Here is a 20686-nt window from a genome sequence, read left to right on the forward strand (position 1 = left end):
TATCCTATGTTTTTTGAAAGTGGCTATTGTGAAATAGCTTAAAGTCCTATAAATTCGTTAAAGTTGCATTGGGAGCTTCCGAGTTGATGATGGGGTAAAAACCTTATGCTCAAAGGTTTTAATGGTTTTAGGAGATGTCTAATAGATAAACTACGAATCTCGTGTCTTTCGCGCTGTTCGGGAAGGTAAATTTCCGGCGATGCTGGTAAGGACAATTTTCCGAGTTGATATTTAATCATCGCTTCCCAAACCGAAACTACGCTGAGATAAACGTCGTTATCTTGATTGCTAATCGCATTACGACATCTGTCATCCAGTTGGCGATTGTTCGTAATCAGCCAGAGAAAAATATGAGTATCCAAGAGGATTTTCATGGATTTTCAAACAAGTTAATAATTTCTTCAGGAAGAGGATCGTTAAAATCATCAGGCACAACAAATTTACCCTCACACAAACCAATAGGACGAGGTTCTTTCTGAGGTGAGTTGGTTGATATCGGTTGAATTTCAGCAATCGGCCGATCTTCCTGAGTAATGATTAAGCGATTACCCTCTTGAATTAATTGGATAAATCCAGATAAATTTTGTTGAATTTCATCTATGTTTAGGCTAATCATGGTTTGTTTGAGTTTGATGATTGGTTAAGGTGGTGGGATAAGGAGATAGAGGGATGGAAGTAGAACAGAGATCCTGTAGGTGTGTTAGTTAAGCGCAGGACACCCTACGACAATATCCTGCCACCTTACTCCCTATGCACTCTCTGAGCCAGAATCATTAGATTCGAGTTCTTTCTCTTTGATGCGCTTCAGGCTTTGATCTACTTTTTGCCGTTCTTTTTCAATCCCTTCACTACTCGGTTCAGGGGGTTTCCATTGCTCTCTTGGGGCAAGCGTATAAGTATAAGTTTTACCTTTTCGATTTTCCGTTGATTGTTCAATCATTCCTTGCTTTTCTAGATATCTGAGGGCGTATTGTGTCTTACGGACACTCATTTTACAAATTTCAGCAATCTTCTTCACAGTGGAATAGCATGTGCCTCGCCGAGCAATATGAGCGTAAATACGGAATTCGTAAGGTTTTAATCCGTATAAATCCAAATCCGCATGGACAAACATGATTGAATTTGATGATTGAGTTTTAGTGTTCATGATTACTTCTGCATCTTGTGCATATTATATGCTGCACTTTGTGCATATAAAGTATATCCAAAATCTGAGATATATTCAATAGAAATTAAATTATATATTAGATGAAAGCTTCATTAATACTTTTAACGTTATTTACTTAGGGTGCATAAAATTCAGACTTACCAAAGTCCGTGCATCCCATTAAGATAGAAAAAAGAAGCAGGCTGCGCCAACAGCCCGCTTCTTCTGAAAACTCTATTCTTCGGCAGATCGCCGAAGCAATTTCATATGGTCTATCATAACCGATCTGGTCAGCCAGATCAAACCCCCAAGGTTGAACTTTTTGTCAACTGTATGGAAACTATCGCACAAGTTACCGATGAACCCCTTAAAGCGGAATCTGTGGAGTTGCTTGTACAATCAATTTTCACTCCGAAAGAGAGCTTCTCTCAAAAGGGTTATGCGGTAGAACAACAGAGTTTCTCTGAAAAGCGCCATGCGGTAGAACAGCGTGGAATCCAGCTTACTCCTGATTTAGTGAACTTGATCGGTCGTACATCAGAAAACCAGTTGCAAAAAGCCCTGGCTATCTATGATACTTACGGCTCTCCAGTTTATTCTCCTTCAGGGCTATTCTTTACCCTACTGAAGAATGAATCTTCTGCAAGTTCCTAGATAAGCTGTAATTTGATACTCTGCTGAGTTGTAGGGTGGGCAAGCCTATCAGGTGCCAATTACCTTCTCTAGCTGTAGCTTGCCACACCCTACTAAAGCTAATACGATAACCCCTAGATTCTAAGGATATGAAATGGTGAAAATTACGCTTGACCTTCCTGATGAACTTATTCAGCATTTTAACCTCAACCATTTGACTCGTGAGATTTTGGAAGCTTTAGTCGTGCAAGCCTATCAGGCCGAAAAAATTACCAGTGCGGAAGTCGGTCGCATTTTAGGTTTGCCTTCTCGTTGGGATGTTGATGCTTTTTTGAAGCAGCATAAGGCTGATTTGCATTATGACGAGGCTGATTTGCAGCAGGATAGGGAAACCCTTCGCCAACTCCGTTATGATCGTCGTTTCTGATACTTCGCCGATCAACTATTTACTCCTGATTGGCCAGATTGACCTGCTCCCCAACTTGTTTGAGCAAATTATTATTCCTGATGTGGTTCGGGATGAAATGCAGGATGCCTCCGCACCAGCAGTTGTACGTCAATGGAGTGCCAATCCTCCTTCCTGGCTTACCATTCAAGTTGTTTCCAGGCTCGACGAAACCCTCAATTCTCTCGATCGCGGCGAACAAGCTGCGATTAGTCTAGCCCAAACCCTACCAGCAGACCTACTGATTATCGATGAACGCTTGGGGAGACGCATAGCGAGCGATCGCAAAATTCCTGTTATCGGCACTCTGGGAATCTTGGATGAAGCAGCATGTCCAGGTTTAGTCGAGCTTTCAGAGGCGATCTCCCAGATCTCAGCCCAGATATTCAAGCGATCTCTCAATTACAACAGTGGTAGGGTGGGCAGGAGCATAAGCCATATGATTCAAATTTTACCACAATATCCGGGCTACCTTACTCCCGATACAGTTTCTGAGCCAGAATCATTAGATTCGAGTTCTTCCTCACATACTGCCCTTTCCTCCTATTATTAGCTTCACTTTACAAATTTTTCTTATCTTCTTGTCTTTCTTTAACCAATGGATTTAATATTTCTTTTGCAAAATCAAAGAAGATACTCCCACCAGGTCTCATAGTTTGAAAACTTAGTTAAAAGAATTTTCCTTGCTGGCTTTAATGTTTCTTTGCGTAATGATATTATTGTGATGTGTGGATTCCCGATATAAAGCTTATATTTATCAAGCCTAGGATCTCCAAAGCTACTACTAGATACTTCAGTAATATCCTCCCAAGGAATGAACAAAGAAGGATAAATAGGAGGAGTTAGGGAAAGAAATAAACCTTCGTCGCAGATACCAACATTTAAGATGCTATACAGACTCATAGAACCCACAGAGCCATCTTCCCATCTTGATAAAACCATTGAATCTGGTTTTCGTGCTTTATAGTGTTTTGCTAATCCTCTCCAACCACTCAGAATAAAGAACAAGTATTGGAAGGGAATCGCTAAAAGAGAGAAAAGTAGGGAATCGATAAGAAATTTTTTGAGTATCATTTTTCCATTGGGTCTACCTCAAGACAAGTTTCTTTTTTTCCTGACTCCGGCCAGTGTAGGGGTGCTTTACGAGATGAAACGCCCCTACAACTGGAGTCTCTTTGTTATGTCAAAGGACTATGAAACCCAATCTAATCATCAATCCCTTCAATGCGGTCTTCTGCCTCCTGATACAACTGGCGCAGACGGTCGAGGTTTTCCTCACTGGTTTCCCAGTATCCGCGACCATTCACCTCTAGGAGAGTGCTAACCACTTTGCGAAAGGAATGGGGATTGAGGTTGAGCAACCGCTTACACATGGCTTCATCCTTGATGAAGGTGTCGTTGGTTTCCTCATACACCCAGTTGTCCACCGCTCCCGCAGTGGCACTCCATCCGGAAGTGTTCACCAGGCGCTTGGACAACTCGCGCACCCCTTCATAGCCGTGGGAGAGCATTCCCTCGTACCATTTGGGATTGAGCAGTTTTGTCCGCGCATCCAGGCGTACGGTTTCCGACAAGGAGCGCACCTGACCTTTAGCGGTGGTGGTATCGGCAATATAGGCAGCCGGTTGCTTACCATCTTTCCGCAGGGAACTCACCACTTTGGTGGGGTCGCTGTCGAAATAGTGGGAAACATCGGTCAAGCTAATTTCAGAAGAGTCTAAGTTCTGGAACGTGACTTCCGCACTCTTGAGGGAAGACTCGAACACCTGACGGCTTTCCTTCATGATGCCAGGATTATCGGCATCAAAGGCGAAGGATTTGCGGTTCAGATACATTTCCTGAAGTTCAGTTTCTTCTTCCCAAGAGGAATTTTCCACTGCCAGGTTAACGTTAGAAGAATAGGAACCACTGGCGTTGGAATACACCCGACTGGCGGCTTGACGGAGGTTAATGCCTAACTCTTCCGCTTGCTGCATGGCATGTTTGCGGACAAAGTTCATCTCTGCCGGTTCGTCTGCTTCCGCAGCCATTTTCACGGCTTTATCCATCAGTGCCATTTGATTGACAAACAGATCTCGGAAGACTCCAGAGCAGTTGACGACGACATCAATCCGGGGCCGTCCCAATTCTTCTAGGGGAATCAATTCCAGTTTATTCACCCGTCCCAAGGCATCGGGAACGGGTTTCGCCCCGACAAACCAGAGGATTTGAGCCAAAGATTCGCCAAAGGTTTTAATGTTGTCGGTTCCCCAGAGAACCGTAGCAATAGTTTCCGGGAGTTGGCCGTTATTGGTGGCTTTATGGCGCTCCAGAAGTTGATCCACCACCCGTTTAGCAGACTTGATAGCTGCTTCCGTGGGAATGGACTGGGGATCGAGGGCGTGAATATTTTTACCCGTGGGCAATACATCGGGGTTACGGATGGGGTCGCCACCGGGCCCGGGAAGGATATATTGACCTTCGAGAGCGGACAATAGACCGCCCAACTCGTTATCGGCACAGACCTGTTCGAGACAGAATTCTAGATATTCCATCAGGGTTTTCAAGCTGGCTTCATCGACGTTGGTGTAGCCCAATTCATGGAGTTTGGCGATCCAGGGTGCTTTTTTACCCATGTTGAAGAAGTTCAACTTGGACACCAAGGAGACCCGACCTTCGGCGTTGGTTTGTTCTTCGACGAGGGCAGTAACGGCGGCACGGGTGGCTTGGACGATTTGGTTATAGAGTTCTACGTCTTCGAGAACTCCTAAATCGCTGCTTTCATAGATTTGGTCGATGTCGCGGTCGATACTGCGAGCGACGATCCGGGGCAGGCTTTCGATGCCATCTTCGGGGCGATCGATGTTGGCGATGTTGACTAAAGTGGCGATCGCCTCGGTCGCCGTCGGTGGTTTCCCGACCACATGCAAGCCACAGGGTAACAACCGCGACTCAATTTCCATCAGTTTGTTGTACACCTGACCGACGAGATTATCCCGTTCTTCAGCCGATAAGGTCGTCCCATCATCGGGTAGAGCAATATCCTGCTCCAGATTCACCTGGCGGCATTTCTCGATAATTGTCAGTACAATTTGTTCGCCCCTGGGGGTCTCCTTGAGCTGCTGATAGGAGCCGATTAACTCGCTCAGTTCAGCTAAACCTCTATACAAGCCCGCATTTTCGGCTGGGGGAGTCAGATAGGAAATAGTGGCTGCATAACCTCGGCGTTTGGCGATCGTCGCCTCCGAAGGGTTATTCGCCGCGTAGTAGTACAAGTTCGGAATCGAACCAATCAGATTATCCGGGTAGCATTCGCCCGACATCCCCATCTGTTTCCCGGGCATGAATTCTAGGGAGCCATGGGTTCCGAAGTGCAGAACGGCATCCGCGCCCCAAATTCTCTCTAGATAGGTGTAGTAAGCCGCAAACCCATGGTGGGGAGAAGCCGATCGCGAGAACAACAGCCGCATGGGGTCACCTTCATAACCAAATGTGGGCTGTACCCCGATAAACAGGTTGCCGAAATGTTTCCCGTACACCAACAGATTTTGACCGTCGCTGTTCAGATGTCCCGGAGGGGGGCCCCAGTTTTCCTCTAGACGCTCGGAATAGGGAGTCAGGCGCTCGTATTCTGCCACGGACATGCGATGGGCAATATTCAACTCTGGGGAAGCATATTGAGCGCTGGCATCGTGGATCACTGCTTCCATCAGATCTTTGGGCGATTCGGGCAGTTCGCCAATATCATAGCCATTATCTCGCAGGGCACGAACCACTTCGTAGATGCTGCCAAATACATCTAAATAAGCTGCTGTTCCCACATTCCCCTTATCGGGGGGGAAGCTAAAGACGGTGATCGCGATTTTCTTATCCAGTTTGGGTTTGCGCCGCAGATTAGCCCATTTGAGGGCACGAGCAGCAACCGACTCGATCCTATCTTGAAGGGCGATCGCCTTTCCAGTGGCTGCATCTCTTCCCGATAAAATAATCGGTTCAATGGCTCCATCCAATTCAGGAATGGCAATCTGAAGCGCCACCTGTACCGGGTGCAGTCCCAGCTCGGAGGCTTCCCACTCTTCCGTCGTTTGGAAAACCAAAGGCAGAGCCACCATATAAGGGCGGTTGAGGCGCTTGAGACTCTCTACCGCTTTAGGATGGTCTTGCCGAGCTGGCCCGCCTACGAGGGCAAACCCAGTTAAGGAAATTACCGTATCGACGATGGGTTTTTCCGTGCGTTGATTCCAGAAATAGGCATCCACGGGTTTGGAGAAGTCTAAACCCCCAGCAAATGTGCTGATAACTCTGGCTCCTCGGCATTCGAGTTCTTGGACAATGGCCACATAATGGGCATCATCACCCGTAACCAAATGGCTGCGCTGCAACACCAGACCTACACAGGGAGCAAGGGGGTCTTTAATGTCATCGTTGATGTCATCCCGACTGCTGTACCAATCCCAATATTCCTGTTGGTCTTCAAACATTTTCGGGGCCATGGGATGCCAGATACCCATATCTGGATAGACCACCGGGTCAGAGTAGCTCAGTTTCTGCTCGCTATCGAGAACATACTTATCCGCCAACATCAGCACGAAGTTGGTCAAGTTTTCGGGAGATCCACCCAGCCAATATTGGAACGAGAGCATGAAATTTCGGGCATCCTGAGCCTTTTCGATCGGCATGTACTTCAGGACTTTGGGCAGGGTACGCAGCAGTTTGAGCATTCCGTCTTGGAAAGAGGAACCGCTCGACTCCTTACGTTTTTTCATGAACGAGGCGATCGCACTCTTCGATTGCCCCAATTGCGCCATACTAAAGCTACCGAGCTTATTCAAGCGCATCACTTGGGGCATGGAAGGGAAGATCACCGCCGCATCCAGTCGATCGCGATGGGGGGCAACCGTGGCGACAATGCGATCGGCCAGGTCTTCAATGAAAATCAAGGAGCCAATAAAGATATTAGCCGTCTCCATATCCCGCTCAAACTCAGCATAGTTTTCCGGGTTACGTAGCTCTTCAATCAAGTACCCGCTCAGTTCTATACCAACTTGATTTTGATGTTTGGCCGCACTGCGGTTAATCGTTTGAGCCGCTTGGGTAAGGGCACTTTGGTATTGTGCCTCCATGACGATGTACACAATTTTGATAATTTTCCGCCCCTCGACCACCTTCTCAATGACTGGGGGAGCAGACGATAGGTCTGGAGAATCCATCTCTTGGGTGACCAGTTCTGCGGCGATCGCCTTCAGGGTTTCCCTATCTATGCCATTAGCTGGCTCTGTTTCTGGTACGGTGACACGACGAATGTTGGATTTAACCTGGGTGTACATATTGGAGGTTCCTCTACGATCCTTATTCCCTTTGGTATGTATTTCGGCTACCGCCGACATGAATATGATTCCGACTAGGGGGGAGGTTTCCCGTATCCGCTCTGGGGCGGGAGACACCAAATAGATATTGTAAGATACCCCTACTCTATTACCCCATTATCTGGGGAATGGGTCATTTTTTTTAACCATAACTCGTTAGGGTAACGTGAATACGACCTTTTCAGCAATTTTAACCCTTCTGGAGTACCACAACGGTCTGGCTCTCTGCTGGCAAAGGGTGCTGATTGCTGAGTAAGGGAGGTCGCGATCGGGCGATCAGTAGATTTTTTGATCAAAGAAGACATAAACTCCAACTCAATTAGGGTTGACCCAAGCCAACTGGATAACATCCTACAGCAGTCTTATCAATCCTTTTGAGTTATAATGAAGAAAATTAGGTTATTTTTTTATTAAAATGAGTCCAAAAATAGAAGCAGTTATGCAAGCGATTAATCGGTTATCATTGCAAGAACAAGAGCAGCTTCTAAGCCGGTTACAAACTCATTACAGGTCTTCTGATGAGATCAGCGATCTGGAAAACAAGAATGCTGAGTTTTGGCAAGGAGTATCTCTATCTCAGTTAATGAAACATCAACATCCGAGAACATTTCAGGATGCCCAGGAATGGGTAGCTGAGTTTTGGCCAGAAGAAGATACAGTTGAAGATTTTTTAAGGTTTCTTAGGGAACAAAGGGAAAGAAATTCGGATAGTTAATCCCAGAAACACACAGAGTTGAAAAGGTATCGTATGGCGGTGATTTTAATTGATACAGATATCAGTTCTTTTATCTTCAAGGGTAGTGATTATGCCCAACCCTATATGCCGCTTTTGATTGGTCATCAATTAGCTCTTTCTTTTATGACTGTAGCTGAACTGTTTCAATGGGCCATACTTCGTCAGTGGGGCGATCTCCGACAGCTACAATTAGAATCTTATTTATCGAATTACTTGGTCATTCCCACCGATCAACCCCTGTGTCTTCAGTGGGCAAAAATTCGGGGAAGTCGCCAAAGAATAGGAAAGCCCATTTCGCCCCAAGATGTCTGGGTTGCAGCCACTGCGTTACGCCACGATCTGCCCTTAGTTACTCACAATGTGAAAGATTTTTTAGATATTCCCAATCTACGCTTGCTCACTCCAACTTAAAATTCCCTAGGTTTTCTCAGTTTCAACCCAACGACGAAATAACTCAACAATAATCTTGATTTTGCCATTTTCTTCGATAACTACATCATGCTTTTCTAAGCAAGTGAGAGCTACTTCTAATGTTTCTACATCAAGGTTTGTGGTTTGGCTAAGGGTTTCTCGATCCAGTCCAGTGGGATAGGGAGCAAGAGCGCGTAAAATTTCTTGTTGTCCAGGTTCTCCTTGAGCGGCTTGCTTCCAAACTCCATCGAAATAGTAACGTCCTTGTTCTAAAACATTGTCAATCACCCCATTCAGATCCGCTAAGGTAAACTGAGGATCGCGGGAATATCCCTGTTCAAATACTTGATCGTTATAGCGTCCTACTAATTGAAACCCAATTACGTTGACTAAATAGGGTTGTCCCGCAGTCAAGTTATAAATTTCATCAATCGTTTCGGGTTGGTAGTCTAAGGGAAAATCTTCATCTTCTGGGTTAGCAAGAATAACCGCAGTTGCTCCCCTTGTCATAAAGCTAACTCGAATGGGGATCACACTGGCAAAGAAAGGTTGAAAATAATCTGCTGTCATTTCGTCTAAAGTATGTAATCCAGCTAAAGCAAATGTGATGTTTTGACTTTGTTGAATACTGCTACGCAAGAACTCCATAAAGTCTGGATCAATTTTTCCATCATTAATTAAGTATTCAATAGATTCAAACTCATCTAGAGCAATAATCAGTCTGTTCTGTCCTAGCTGTTTTTCAACCTTTCGTAAGTAGCGTCTGAAGGTGCGATAAGGATGCTTTGATAATTGCTCCTCATTAGGAGGAGCAATTTCAAGGACTTCAGAAATTTCATCACTAATCCCAATCAAAATTTCTGCTAAATTCTTCTCTAATGCTTGTAAATTAATATAAGCCAGCTTTACCCTTGAGCCAAGAGCAGTAGAAACATTGCGTAAAATGGAAGTCTTACCCATACGTCGATGGCCAAATAGAACAACCGACTCTAACTTTTCTCCCATTATCCAATGTTCTTCCAGTTTTCGCATAATATCTTCCCGTCCCACAAACCGTTTACCGATAACTGGACTACCGATACTATAGGGATTATGAACCGGTTCCGTAATACTAAAATCGCCTATCTTGGCTGTTTCCTGAAGGAGAATATCTTGCCAATTTTCACTAATCTGAACAATTAATCCCCGTTCAACTTCTGGCAAGCAGTCCTGTTGATTGATAATGGTCGTTACTTCTGCTAAAGCACGATTTAATGCCGAAGAACGGGTTGATCTAGATGGACTACGTTGGACTAAGTGTATATCTTCAATAGTACGATGGAGACGTTCAATTGCGTCCCAGCTAGTAGGACGTAATAGTGGTTCTGGCGGAATAGTAGATAATGCACATTCGCTTAGACTATAAACGTCTTTTACTTCACTAAAGATTGCCAATTTATCAGCAAAGTAAAACATCTGTTGCCCATAATACGAATCTTGTACAATGCCAAAACACTCTCTAGCTAGGTTGGCGTTTTTGGTGTACAAACACCAGAAAGCACTCATAACTAAAGATGTACGGTAATTGGATTTAGGATTATTTAAAAGATTTGAACCTATTCTTAATAATACATTTGGACAATAGATTGATAATTGGGAAATAAATTCAATAATTTCATCAGGATCTTTGCCATCTAAGAATATTCTAATTGTTCTTTCTAAAGTAGGGAACTGAAGAGTATAAGTTGCTATTTGCTCTAAGTTCATTAATCCAATATACCAGTCTTGTCTTAGTGAATTAATTAACTTAGAAGACAAAAATGGCATGGTAATTTGTGTAACATGAGGAATCCATCGAAGTTTTTTTTTATTAATAAATACACTGACAATCCATTCATCCAAATGTAAGCCTATGAATAATAGAAAAATATGATAATCATGTGGCATAAAAAATCTAATAATAAATATGACTATTAACCAAGATGTAACAGTGCCTAAAAATCTACCTAACTTGATAGCCAATGCTAGAGACTTCAGACGAGATATTTGACTAGGACTAGGCTTATCATATATCGGACTTTTGTGATCTTCAATTAATTTCACTGTAATGTCAGAATAAAGTGATTTACTAGAAGGTTCTTCTCTATTTGATATCCACTTATATACAAGTATTGTTGCTACAAATAGATACAAAACTGACCAAGTAAAAAAAACTATTGATGACATAGCCACAATCCCACCCAAAACACTGGTCATTAGAATAATAATGTTAGACAAAAAGCCAAATTCTGGTGCATATAAAAATTTATTTAAAAATAAATAGACAAACAGAAAATACAGTAAAAATGTAACCCTAAATACTACGGTTGCTATAATTGGGTATGATAGTGTCTTTAGTATTTCATTGAATTCAATATATGCATAATTGAAAGAAATATTTAAATTTAATAATATAAAACATAAACAAAACAATATCCAAAAAGATGTAATCACGATCTGTATATTAAGCTGCAAAATAAGCCTATTCGGTACCTTGCTTAATTGCCGTTTCAGCGATTGAAAAAGTCTGAAACGGCGAAGATAACTTCTTACAGGCTTGAGGATTTGAATTAATCGAGGTGTCCTGATATTAGATTGTGGATTGCAAAACTTCCTCTTGTACCATATCAATGCTTGAGGAAAATAGAAAATCCAGTACAACAAGCGCAAGTAATCTAAAGGATTCCAAAGCTGTAGAGGTCGATTCAGTTTTGGTTCTAAATCTAAACAAAGAATTGGTTTTGAATCAGTCATATTTTTCTCCTCCACTCAATCAAAAAGGAATGCTTTTCCAGAAATCATACATTTCGTAGCACTTTTGCATCAAACGCTGAGGATGTCCTTTCGTTTCGGCAATGATTTGCACAATCTCCTCTTCTGTAAACCTAAATTGTGTTGGCTCTAAGCGCGATTCAATAAATGAACGAGATGTTGATTCATTCCATCGTTCTAGCTTTTGGGGTAAACAAATATTTGCTAAGGGTGAAGTTCCCACTTCTGAATCTTCATCGGCAAAGATGATATCCAACGATTGACTCGCTGCGAAAACTAATTTGATTAATCCATGTTCTGCAAATCCTCGTAATTTATCGCGAATTTCCCAGGTAAATCCATCGCTTCTCATTTTCTCAACTTCATCAATCAGTAGCAGTAGTCGATGTTTCTTTAACACACGCTTCAATTGATAGCCTCTAACTTGTTCAATTTGTAACTCGTCACATAAATTGCAGTAGAATTCATCTTCGTTTTCTAGATCCTGTAAGTTTAAGTAAATGGGTTGGGTTTGCAGTTGTGTTAATTGTTCCGTCTCTCGGCTCATTTGCTTGAGTAGTGAGGACTTGCCAATTTGTCGTTCTCCAATTAACGCTACACCCCCACTAGCATGTAATTTTTCAAATATATCTCTGGTATCTCGCTCTCGATTGAAAAAATGTCTGGGATCGTTAATTGCACCTGTTAGAGGAGTAAAAGGATTACCTGATGGATGAACGCTACTCATTTGTATTTGAGGCTCTCCAACCCATGATAATTGATACGGTTTGTAAAAATGATCCAGAGATGACTTGAGATTTTTTTTCTCAACTTTTTTCCCAATAACTTTACTACACTTTTTACAAATTCCACTCCCTATTGCACGAATAGAATCATCCTGATAGCGATAGCAAATCGTATCTTTTATCTCTGGATAGGTATGACCATTCCACATACCATAAAAAACTTGTTGCTCAACATCTGTAAAATCTGAGCCAATTTTCATCAAATCATCTTGTAGACGAGTAAAGGCTTCTTCTGGAGTCATCATAGCTAATTTTGGTAACTGTAGTAGGGAAAATGAGGTAAAGTCGATCCTTTTCTCACATTTTCCCACAAAATCTTACACAACCTAAAGTATATCTTCCCACATTCCCTTACAGACAAATCTGGGCATCAGGGAGAAGATAGGGTTATTGATTTCAAAGGTAATAAAAATCATGACTAAATCTCAAGTGTGGTCTGATGCTCCCCTTCCTCCTTATACCGCCCAATCTCAATGCGAAAATGGCATTAGTTATATGATCGATCGCTATGGTAATCCGCTTCCTAGCTATACTTCTATTGTGCGAGCGACTCAATCTGCTGCTGATAAGGCACGTCTGTTTCAGTGGCGGCGACGCATTGGACAAGCTGAAGCCAGTCGCATTTGTGCTATTTCTCGGCAACGGGGAATTTTAGGACACCAACACCTCAAGCACTACTGGCAGGGTCAACCTGTTGTCTGTCCTCCACTCATTACTGAGCATTGGGATCATTTATTGCCCTATTTAGAGCAGATTCAGCAGGTTAGGCTAATTGAAGGCAACCTATTTCACTTTTATGAAGGCTATGCAGGTCGTGTAGATTGTGTCGCCAGTTGGGGTAATATCCCTTGTGTGATTGATTTCAAATTCTGCGATCGTCTAAAACCCATTTACCCTGATCAGTGTTTACAATTAGCGGCCTATTGTGGTGCAGTAAATCGTCAATATGGCTTAAAACACAACTTACAAATCACTCATGCTTTACTGATTCGCTCCACTCCCGATCTAGCCGATATCACATTATTTGAACCTCAAAAAATGAGCTATTTTTGGCATCAATGGCAAGCACGAGTCGCTCAATTTTGGCAAATACAAAATTCTTCAATCTCAGCTTAGAATTCAGTGCCAGATTTAAAAAGACTAATTTTTGCTCTGAGAAACCGTAACTCGATCGTGGTATCCTAAACAGTTGGAGACTTTCCCATCCTGTGTACAACTTCCTGTAATTCCTATGACCCTGGCAGAAGAGAAAAACCTAGTAGACGATAAGACCATTGTCAAAGACTACTTTAACCAAACTGGTTTTGACCGATGGCGGAAAATTTACGGTACAGATGAGGTGAACCGCGTTCAACTCGATATCCGTAAAGGCCATCAGCAAACGGTAGACACAGTTTTAGACTGGCTAAAAGCTGATAATAACCTCAGTGAACTGTCCATCTGTGATGCTGGATGTGGAGTCGGGAGCCTCAGCATTCCCTTGGTTGAAGCTGGCGCTCAGGTTTTTGCCAGTGATATCTCGGAAAAAATGGTGGGTGAAGCCCAAACTCGCGCTCAAGATACTTTAGACAATCTGAATAATATTCAGTTTAAGACCCAAGATTTGGAGCAACTGGACGGCGAATATCATAGCGTCATTTGCCTGGATGTGCTGATTCATTATCCCCATGAGAAAGCGGATGAAATGATTGGTCATCTCTGCTCTTTGGCTAAATCACGGGTGATTCTCAGTTTTGCGCCGAAAACTTGTGCTTTGGCAATTCTGAAGAAAATTGGTAGCTTTTTCCCTGGCCCTTCTAAGACGACTCGTGCTTATATGCATAAGGAAAAGGATGTGATTGCCAGTTTAGAGAAATATGGCTTTAAGGTGCAACGAAATGCGATGACGAAAACTCGGTTTTATTACTCTCGTATTTTAGAAGCGACTCGTTCTTAGATGGATAAACAGAAACCCGGTTTCGAGCAGAAACTGGGTTCCTGAGTCGCAATTAACTCCCTTTGAGTTGGGCAATAAGTCCGGGTTCATCCCAATAGGAAGCTAACGCTGTTATTTTACCCGCTTCATTGAATTCAAATACACTGATTCCTTCCGCTTGGGCTGTTTTCCCAGTTTTAGCAATGACGTTCATTTGCCATTTGACGGCTGCACCTGTACCGGAAATAAACGGAGTTTCAGGCGTGATTTCTAGACGGTCATAAAATTGGGCTAGAAATTGGAAAAATGCAGTCGCTTTTTCATGGGCGATGACTGGTGGTTTGCCCACTGGATCGGCAATGGTGGCATCGGGGGTAAAGAGTTCAGACCACCCTTCGGGGTTCATGGCACTCATTTGGGTGAAGTAACCCTTAAGGGTGGTTTGCATGAGTTCAGGAGACATAGAAATGGGGGTGGAAATCAACAGGAATAGCTTACCAAATTATTAATTATTAAGGCTTAATGATTAGGAGAGTAAATGTCCCAAAATGAGACTAATGGGATTAGCCAAAACAGAGCCAACTGTGCCACAAATAATGGCGGGGATAATCAGGGTTTCCCAACGTTGAGCGACGGCCATGGCAACGCCTAGGGTGGCGCTGCCAATACTGGCATTGGAGGCAATGAGAATATCCGCCCATTCAATGTTGAGGAGTTTTCCAGCAAGGAGGATAATCGCGAGGTGAGTGAGGAGGATAATACCAGCAAATTGCAGCAGTATGGGGTTAAGTGCCAGAAGTTCTGGGATGCTGGTGGTGGCTCCTAGGGTAGAGAAAAAGAGAAGGATCGCGAGTGCGCCAAATTCTTCGATTCCAGCGAGGCGATCGCTCGTTGTAGAAAAAACCTGAGTTAAAATAATCACGATAATGGCGGTGAAAAATAGTTCACTACCGGGTAAGCGAATAAAAGCAGCGATCGCATAGCCGAGTAGAGCAGACATCCCACTAGCGGCTAAGGCTAGGGCTAAATCAAAACGGGTGGGAGCTGTTTGTTTGAGAATGGTGGGGACGGGAGCGCTGCCAAAGCGAATTCCCCAATCCTCTTGATGGGGGCTAAAGAAGCGACGGATACCAGGGATGATAGAGATAAGGAGCCAGAAGAGAATAAAGAGACTGGCAATCAGGCGATCGATCGTGTTAATCGTTTCCAGGGGAATAGATCCTTGAAAGTCTAGGGCAGAAGCAACATCGGCGGCATTGAGGGAGTTACCGATATACTGAGCAACAAAAATAGCGGCCAGTTTTCCCCTTTCGTCTCCTAAGGGTAAGAGGATTAAGCCCAGGATAGAGCCTAAGATTGTGCCACCCATGCCACAAGCAAACACCAGGAGAGTAGCTTTGGCATGGGTGGCTAGTTCCCGTAAATTAATTTGGGAGAGAATGAGGGGAATGGCTAGCGTGATGCCGTAAGTCGCAATGACGGTATAAATGGGGGCACTGGTGGGAGTCACTCCCAGATGACTACAGAGACTCGCCAGACACAGAACCAGCAGAGCAGCTAGGGGGGGCGTTCCTCGGCGAGTTTGTTCGGCCCAATAGCCAACGGCACAGAGGGCAAGCAGGATAGCTCCTAGAATGAGATTGGAGTTGGGAAGGATAAAGGGATCAATCATCCAGAGGTTGAGTTAGGGTTGAGAAGGGTATCTAGGAGGCAATCAGCACTATAGCGGATGGGGTCTGTACAGGGAAGTCCGGTAAGGTTTTGGATCTCGACGATCGCGCGATCGGCTTCTTCTTTGCTAAATTTATGGGTATTGAGAGCGATCGCCTTTACCTGTACCGGTTCAGTTGCTCCCGCTACACTCGCCACCCGCTCATAAAGATCAATCACATCAGGAAGCGGTGGAATAGCCACCTGGGGAGCATGACGGATATGGGTTTGTCCCCAACGATGTACCAAAATTAGACCCGTCGGTTGAGACCCTCGAATTAAGGGCAAGGTAGCGGTAGAACTGGGATGCAACAATGACCCTTGACCCTCAATATGGAGAATATCAGCCTCAGCGCCATAGGTTAACACCTGCTGTTCAATAGCTCCCGCCGCAAAATCCACTCGTACCGCATCCAAAGGCACTCCCTTACCCGCAATCATAATTCCCGCCTGTCCTGTGCCGATAAAATGGGACTTCAACCCACGCTGTTGGGAGGCTCGATGCAATTCTAAGCTCGTGGACATTTTACCAATGGACATATCTGTACCCACTGTCAGCACCCGGGTATTGGTTAACTCTCGTGCTTTAGCTCTGCCAATGGTTAAATTTTTCGGTTCTTGACGAATATCCCAAATCATTTGCCCCAATTTCAGAAAAGATTGAAATTGGGGCGCAAGGGGAGTATGGAGTCCATTGACTACAGAAAGTCCAGCTTCAACCGCTTGCTGAATGTCGTTCACCCAAGGTTCTGGCAAAGCACCACCAGAGGGAGCTATACCGATCGCTAATACTTCGGGTTCATAGGGGAGTGCTTCGCTTATATTGGCCACAATGGGGATATTACAGCTTATGCCAAATTCTTCTGGCGATCGTCCCCCACTCTCTTCATCAATCAAAACCACAATATTCGCTTCACTATAGCGAATCAGGGACTGTCCCGTTTTACCAGCGGTTCCTTGAAGTCCACCATGGAGTAAAATCGCCACGCGACGGTTTGGGGCGAGTAAATTAGGGAAATCAACCATCATGACGAATTACTCCTAAACCAGGTTGAGTATTGAGCATCAGGCGAGAATTTTCTAGAGTAGCTCCCATAAAGGGGTCATCAATCAAGTTCAGATGGCTATCTAAGTCCAGATAATCTACTAGGGGGCCCAAATGAGCGGCCGCTGTATTCGACAAACTGCTGTCTGAGTAACACCCTAACATCACTTGTAAGCCACAAGCGCGGGCCGTGTGGATCATGGCCATAGCTTCACTGAGTCCCCCAGCTTTCATCAGTTTGATGTTAATGCCGTGAATGCGATCGGCCAAGAGGGGAATATCAAGGCGGGTGTAACAGCTTTCATCTACGAAGATGGGTAGGGGCGATTTTTCATAGAGTTGAGCTAAATCTTGTTCCTGACCCGGAGGTAGGGGTTGTTCTATGTACTCAATCCCCCATTCTTTCAGGGTTTGAGCCATGGTAATCGCTTCCCTTAAGTTCCATCCCCCATTCGCGTCCACGTAGACCTTACAGCCTTCAGGAACCACCTTTAGAAGGGCGTTCAACATGGCGCGATCTGCGTCTATCCCTTCCGGACTACCCAGTTTAACCTTCAGACATTGCACAGAGGTAAGTTCTAACCAATGGCGCAGTCGTTCTTGAGCCGCTTCTGGACTGCTAATGCCAACCGTAACCGAGGTAGCAGGCATGTGCTGGCGATCCAATCCCCACAGTTGCCACAGGGGACACCCTACTGATTTTCCGAGCCAATCATAAAACGCCATATCTAGAGCCGCTTGCACCGCAGAAGGTAGAGAAAGTCCAGATTTAGCTAGAGTGACTCGGATTTTCTGCCGCTCTAGGGGATTGAAGGGTTGGAGAATCGGTACAATTTCCTCCAAAGCTGCTATGATCTCTCCAGTCTTCTGACTCTTGCCTCCTGTGGAAAACGGAGTGGCTTCTCCCCATCCCGTAATTCCATCATGTTCGAGGCTCACCCAGATATTGGTGTTTTTGGTATGGCTCCCCCGACTAATGTTCAGGGCAAAGCGTTTATGGACTGTGAAAGGGGTAATCCGGATTTGCATCAGTATAAGTCTGCTCAAGTTTTTTTGAGCGTAATCTGGAAATAGAGATTCGACCACTGTATACAGAGGAGACAGGATCAGAACCTTTGGAAATTTTTCTAAAGTTGTGCTACTGTCTACGGTTGATTACTGTTTTATCTTCCAAGGTTAAACTTTTCTAGAGCCATAGGCGATCGTATGAGTTATTCCAGTCAAACGGAAATTGTAATAGAAGCCGGAAGGACAGAGCGGGAATATTGGAAAGACCTGTGGCGCTACCGCGAGTTATTCTACTTTTTGGCATGGCGAGATATCCTGGTTCGGTACAAGCAAACGGCGATCGGTATTTCGTGGGCATTAATTCGCCCTTTTTTAACTATGGTTGTGTTTACCATAGTCTTTGGTAAACTAGCCGGATTACCTTCAGATGGAGCGCCTTACCCCATCCTTGTATTTGCAGCCATGCTCCCCTGGCAATTCTTTGCAAGCGCCCTAGCTGAATGCAGCAATAGCCTTATTGGAAATGCCAACTTGATCTCCAAAATTTATTTCCCTCGCCTCATTGTTCCCACTAGCGCAGTCATTGTTAGCTTTGTGGATTTCTTAGTTTCTGGAATAATTTTACTAGGACTAATGGCCTGGTACAGTTTTGTTCCTTCCTGGAAAATCCTACTCTTACCATTTTTTATATTAATTGCCTTCGCTGCTGCTATGGGCGCAGGCTTATGGTTAGCCTCTTTAAACGTTCAGTATAGAGATTTTCGCTATGTAGTTCCCTTTCTTGTCCAATTCGGGTTATACATCTCTCCTGTTGGTTTTAGTAGCAATATTGTTCCCGATCAATGGCGTTTGATCTATTCATTAAACCCAATGGTCGGAGTCATCGACGGATTTCGCTGGGCTATTTTAGGCAATGAATCTCAGCTTTACTTGCCTGGCTTCGTCTTGTCTGTAATTCTAGTCGGCTACCTTTGTATAGGAGGGATCTGGTATTTCCGCAAAATGGAACGTACTTTTGCTGATGTCATTTAATGAGGGAGGGATTGAAAAGCGTGTCTGATAGGATAATCCGAGTAGAGAATTTAGGGAAAACATATATAATTCGCCACCAGCAAAAGGAACCCTATACTGCTCTCAGAGATGTGATTACCAATGGGGTAAAGTCCTTTGCGGGTAATCTGGTCAAAGGACAGACTCAGAGGCTAGATAATCCCTTACGTGAGGAATTCTGGGCTTTAAAAGATGTATCGTTTGAGATTCAAAGAGGGGATCGCGTTGGAATAATTGGCCGAAACGGTGCAGGGAAATCAACTTTACTAAAAATTTTAAGCCGTATCACTGAACCCACAAAAGGAAAAATTAATATTAAAGGCAGAGTGGCTAGTTTGTTAGAAGTCGGCACTGGATTTCATCCCGAACTAACTGGGCGAGAGAATATTTATCTCAATGGTGCCATTTTAGGCATGAGCAAGGTAGAAATCAAGAAAAAGTTCGATGAAATTGTAGCATTTGCAGAAGTAGAAAAATTTTTAGATACACCTGTAAAAAGATACTCCTCTGGGATGTATGTTAGATTAGCTTTTGCAGTAGCCGCGCATCTGGAGCCAGAAATATTAATTGTAGATGAGGTGTTAGCAGTAGGAGATATGCAATTTCAGAAAAAATGTTTAGGAAAAATGGAAGATGTTAGCAAAGAAGGTAGAACTTTGTTATTTGTCTCTCATAATATGCACACCGTATCTTCATTGTGCAATCAAGCTATTTTTTTGAAGCAAGGACAGATAGTATGCCAAGGGTATACAAAAGATATTATTGAAAAATATTTGCTATCAGGATTAAATCATGCAGGTGAAGTTTTATGGAATTTTGATGAATCTCCTAGTCACGAATTAGTTAAACTTCATGCTGTTCGAGTCTTAAACCAAAAACACCAATTAGCACATGAAATTTCAATTGCAGAAGAAGTTATCCTAGAGATGGAGTTTTGGTGTCTCAAAAAAACGAGATTGTCTTGTCACTTTCATATCTATAGCCAAGATGGAATCTTAATATTTGTGACTACTAATATGCACGATGTATGGGGGCAAAGAGAGTACACTCCAGGTCTATACAAATGTGGATGCGTTATTCCAGGCAACTTTTTAAATGAAGGAAGACATCATGTTACGCTGTACATCTCAGAGGATACAACTGGGTTTGCTTACATAGAAATGAAAGAAGTAGTTTTATTTCATATGGTAGAAGTAGAACACCACAAAGGGCGCGGTAACTTCCGTGGGAATAAATGGTCTGGATTAGTTAGACCAGTTTTGCCGTGGACTGGAATGAGGGTAGAAGATTTATAGTGTATTGAAGTGATGTAGAATATATACTACTATCTATAAAAAATAGGGTCATTATTAATTGAAAATCTCCGTCTCCTAAAATCATCAAAGTATCCCAATTTATGCTATTTAGCGATTGTCAAAATTCAAAATTGTTCGTAATTCGTTTTTCGAGGATGAAATTCGATTGGCCGTAAAATACTGATTGCTGGTGCAGCCGGTTATTTGGGTTCTATAATCTGTGAGCATCTACTAGATTCTGAACATCAGGTAACAGCAATTGATAACTTAATGTATGGGCAAAATTGTCTGTATTGGAGGGGGAAACAGCTAGAATTACTTCCTCCATAAAATAAAGAATATTGCGTATTCTCCAGTGTTTCTTGAAAGGG

20 protein-coding genes and 1 pseudogene are annotated in these 20686 nt (G+C 43.6%); 10 read left to right on the forward strand and 11 right to left on the reverse strand.

Annotation, left to right across the window (positions count from 1 at the left end):
* Nucleotides 1-140: 140 nt before the first annotated feature.
* From PN466_RS26370 to PN466_RS14885, 3 genes and pseudogenes are all read right to left on the reverse strand, one after another.
* Nucleotides 141-374: pseudogene (locus tag PN466_RS26370) on the reverse strand (type II toxin-antitoxin system VapC family toxin); the annotation flags it as partial.
* On the reverse strand, nt 371-616 hold the full coding sequence (locus PN466_RS14880; RefSeq protein ID WP_271940432.1) for a type II toxin-antitoxin system Phd/YefM family antitoxin: 246 nt from the start codon (nt 614-616) through the stop codon (nt 371-373). The gene PN466_RS14880 and the pseudogene PN466_RS26370, both read right to left, overlap by 4 nt.
* A gap of 132 nt (nt 617-748) precedes the next feature.
* Nucleotides 749-1147: a helix-turn-helix domain-containing protein gene (locus PN466_RS14885; RefSeq protein WP_271940433.1), complete on the reverse strand. Its 399-nt coding sequence runs from the start codon at nt 1145-1147 to the stop codon at nt 749-751.
* A 333-nt stretch (nt 1148-1480) separates the two neighbouring features.
* Here PN466_RS14885 and PN466_RS14890 point away from each other — a divergent pair, with 333 nt between their 5' ends.
* The 3 genes from PN466_RS14890 to PN466_RS14900 all read left to right on the forward strand — a co-directional run bounded on the left by PN466_RS14890 (nt 1481) and on the right by PN466_RS14900 (nt 2778).
* A complete protein-coding gene (locus PN466_RS14890; protein ID WP_271940434.1) occupies nt 1481-1801 on the forward strand; it encodes a hypothetical protein in 321 nt (106 codons plus the stop codon).
* A 136-nt stretch (nt 1802-1937) separates the two neighbouring features.
* Nucleotides 1938-2207: a UPF0175 family protein gene (locus tag PN466_RS14895; protein ID WP_390890013.1), complete on the forward strand. Its 270-nt coding sequence runs from the start codon at nt 1938-1940 to the stop codon at nt 2205-2207.
* Nucleotides 2191-2778: a DUF3368 domain-containing protein gene (locus PN466_RS14900; protein WP_271940436.1), complete on the forward strand. Its 588-nt coding sequence runs from the start codon at nt 2191-2193 to the stop codon at nt 2776-2778. The genes PN466_RS14895 and PN466_RS14900 overlap by 17 nt, the downstream gene beginning before the upstream one ends.
* Before the next feature lie 71 nt (nt 2779-2849).
* Here the strand turns inward: PN466_RS14900 and PN466_RS14905 are convergent, their stop codons facing one another.
* Complete coding sequence (locus PN466_RS14905) at nt 2850-3299, reverse strand: hypothetical protein (protein WP_271940437.1); 450 nt, start codon at nt 3297-3299, stop codon at nt 2850-2852.
* 131 nt (nt 3300-3430) lie between these two features.
* Nucleotides 3431-7414: a magnesium chelatase subunit H gene (locus PN466_RS14910; protein WP_271940872.1), complete on the reverse strand. Its 3984-nt coding sequence runs from the start codon at nt 7412-7414 to the stop codon at nt 3431-3433.
* Between the two features lie 571 nt (nt 7415-7985).
* Here PN466_RS14910 and PN466_RS14915 point away from each other — a divergent pair.
* Both PN466_RS14915 and PN466_RS14920 read left to right on the forward strand, forming a co-directional pair.
* Nucleotides 7986-8285: a hypothetical protein gene (locus tag PN466_RS14915; protein ID WP_271940438.1), complete on the forward strand. Its 300-nt coding sequence runs from the start codon at nt 7986-7988 to the stop codon at nt 8283-8285.
* A gap of 33 nt (nt 8286-8318) precedes the next feature.
* Nucleotides 8319-8717, forward strand: coding sequence for a type II toxin-antitoxin system VapC family toxin (locus PN466_RS14920; protein ID WP_271940439.1), 399 nt, complete (start codon nt 8319-8321; stop codon nt 8715-8717).
* 6 nt (nt 8718-8723) lie between these two features.
* Here the strand turns inward: PN466_RS14920 and PN466_RS14925 are convergent, their stop codons facing one another.
* The gene (locus PN466_RS14925) at nt 8724-11489 is read right to left on the reverse strand and encodes an AAA family ATPase (protein ID WP_271940440.1); all 2766 of its coding nucleotides are present in this window, start codon (nt 11487-11489) and stop codon (nt 8724-8726) included.
* 19 nt (nt 11490-11508) lie between these two features.
* On the reverse strand, nt 11509-12537 hold the full coding sequence (locus tag PN466_RS14930) for an AAA family ATPase (protein ID WP_271940441.1): 1029 nt from the start codon (nt 12535-12537) through the stop codon (nt 11509-11511).
* Nucleotides 12538-12706: 169 nt separating this feature from the next.
* Here PN466_RS14930 and PN466_RS14935 point away from each other — a divergent pair, with 169 nt between their 5' ends.
* Complete coding sequence (locus tag PN466_RS14935) at nt 12707-13408, forward strand: exonuclease (protein WP_271940442.1); 702 nt, start codon at nt 12707-12709, stop codon at nt 13406-13408.
* A gap of 115 nt (nt 13409-13523) precedes the next feature.
* Entirely contained in the window at nt 13524-14228 is a 705-nt protein-coding gene (gene bchM, locus PN466_RS14940; RefSeq protein ID WP_271940443.1) for a magnesium protoporphyrin IX methyltransferase, read from the forward strand.
* Between the two features lie 52 nt (nt 14229-14280).
* On the opposite strand, the gene PN466_RS14945 is transcribed toward bchM, so the two are convergent.
* From PN466_RS14945 to PN466_RS14960, 4 genes are all read right to left on the reverse strand, one after another.
* Nucleotides 14281-14670 carry a nuclear transport factor 2 family protein gene (locus PN466_RS14945; protein WP_271940444.1) on the reverse strand — a complete coding sequence of 130 codons (390 nt, stop codon included), beginning with the start codon at nt 14668-14670 and terminating at the stop codon, nt 14281-14283.
* Between the two features lie 63 nt (nt 14671-14733).
* Nucleotides 14734-15879: a DUF819 family protein gene (locus PN466_RS14950; RefSeq protein WP_271940445.1), complete on the reverse strand. Its 1146-nt coding sequence runs from the start codon at nt 15877-15879 to the stop codon at nt 14734-14736.
* Nucleotides 15876-16946, reverse strand: coding sequence for a DUF1611 domain-containing protein (locus tag PN466_RS14955; protein WP_271940446.1), 1071 nt, complete (start codon nt 16944-16946; stop codon nt 15876-15878). Before PN466_RS14955 ends, PN466_RS14950 begins: the two co-directional genes overlap by 4 nt.
* On the reverse strand, nt 16936-17991 hold the full coding sequence (locus tag PN466_RS14960; protein WP_271940447.1) for a dipeptide epimerase: 1056 nt from the start codon (nt 17989-17991) through the stop codon (nt 16936-16938). The genes PN466_RS14955 and PN466_RS14960 overlap by 11 nt, the downstream gene beginning before the upstream one ends.
* A 177-nt stretch (nt 17992-18168) precedes the next feature.
* On the opposite strand from PN466_RS14960, the gene PN466_RS14965 reads away from it, so the two are divergent.
* The 3 genes from PN466_RS14965 (at nt 18169) to PN466_RS26375 (ending at nt 20645) form a co-directional block, all read left to right on the forward strand.
* Nucleotides 18169-19002 (forward strand): ABC transporter permease, encoded by an 834-nt coding sequence (locus PN466_RS14965; RefSeq protein WP_271940448.1) that lies wholly within the window; start codon nt 18169-18171, stop codon nt 19000-19002.
* A gap of 20 nt (nt 19003-19022) precedes the next feature.
* Complete coding sequence (locus PN466_RS14970) at nt 19023-20315, forward strand: ABC transporter ATP-binding protein (RefSeq protein ID WP_271940874.1); 1293 nt, start codon at nt 19023-19025, stop codon at nt 20313-20315.
* A gap of 183 nt (nt 20316-20498) precedes the next feature.
* Nucleotides 20499-20645, forward strand: coding sequence for an NAD-dependent epimerase/dehydratase family protein (locus PN466_RS26375; RefSeq protein WP_390890014.1), 147 nt, complete (start codon nt 20499-20501; stop codon nt 20643-20645).
* Nucleotides 20646-20686 lie beyond the last annotated feature (41 nt).

Origin of the sequence: Roseofilum reptotaenium CS-1145 (assembly GCF_028330985.1) — a bacterium.
GTDB lineage: Bacteria > Cyanobacteriota > Cyanobacteriia > Cyanobacteriales > Desertifilaceae > Roseofilum > Roseofilum reptotaenium.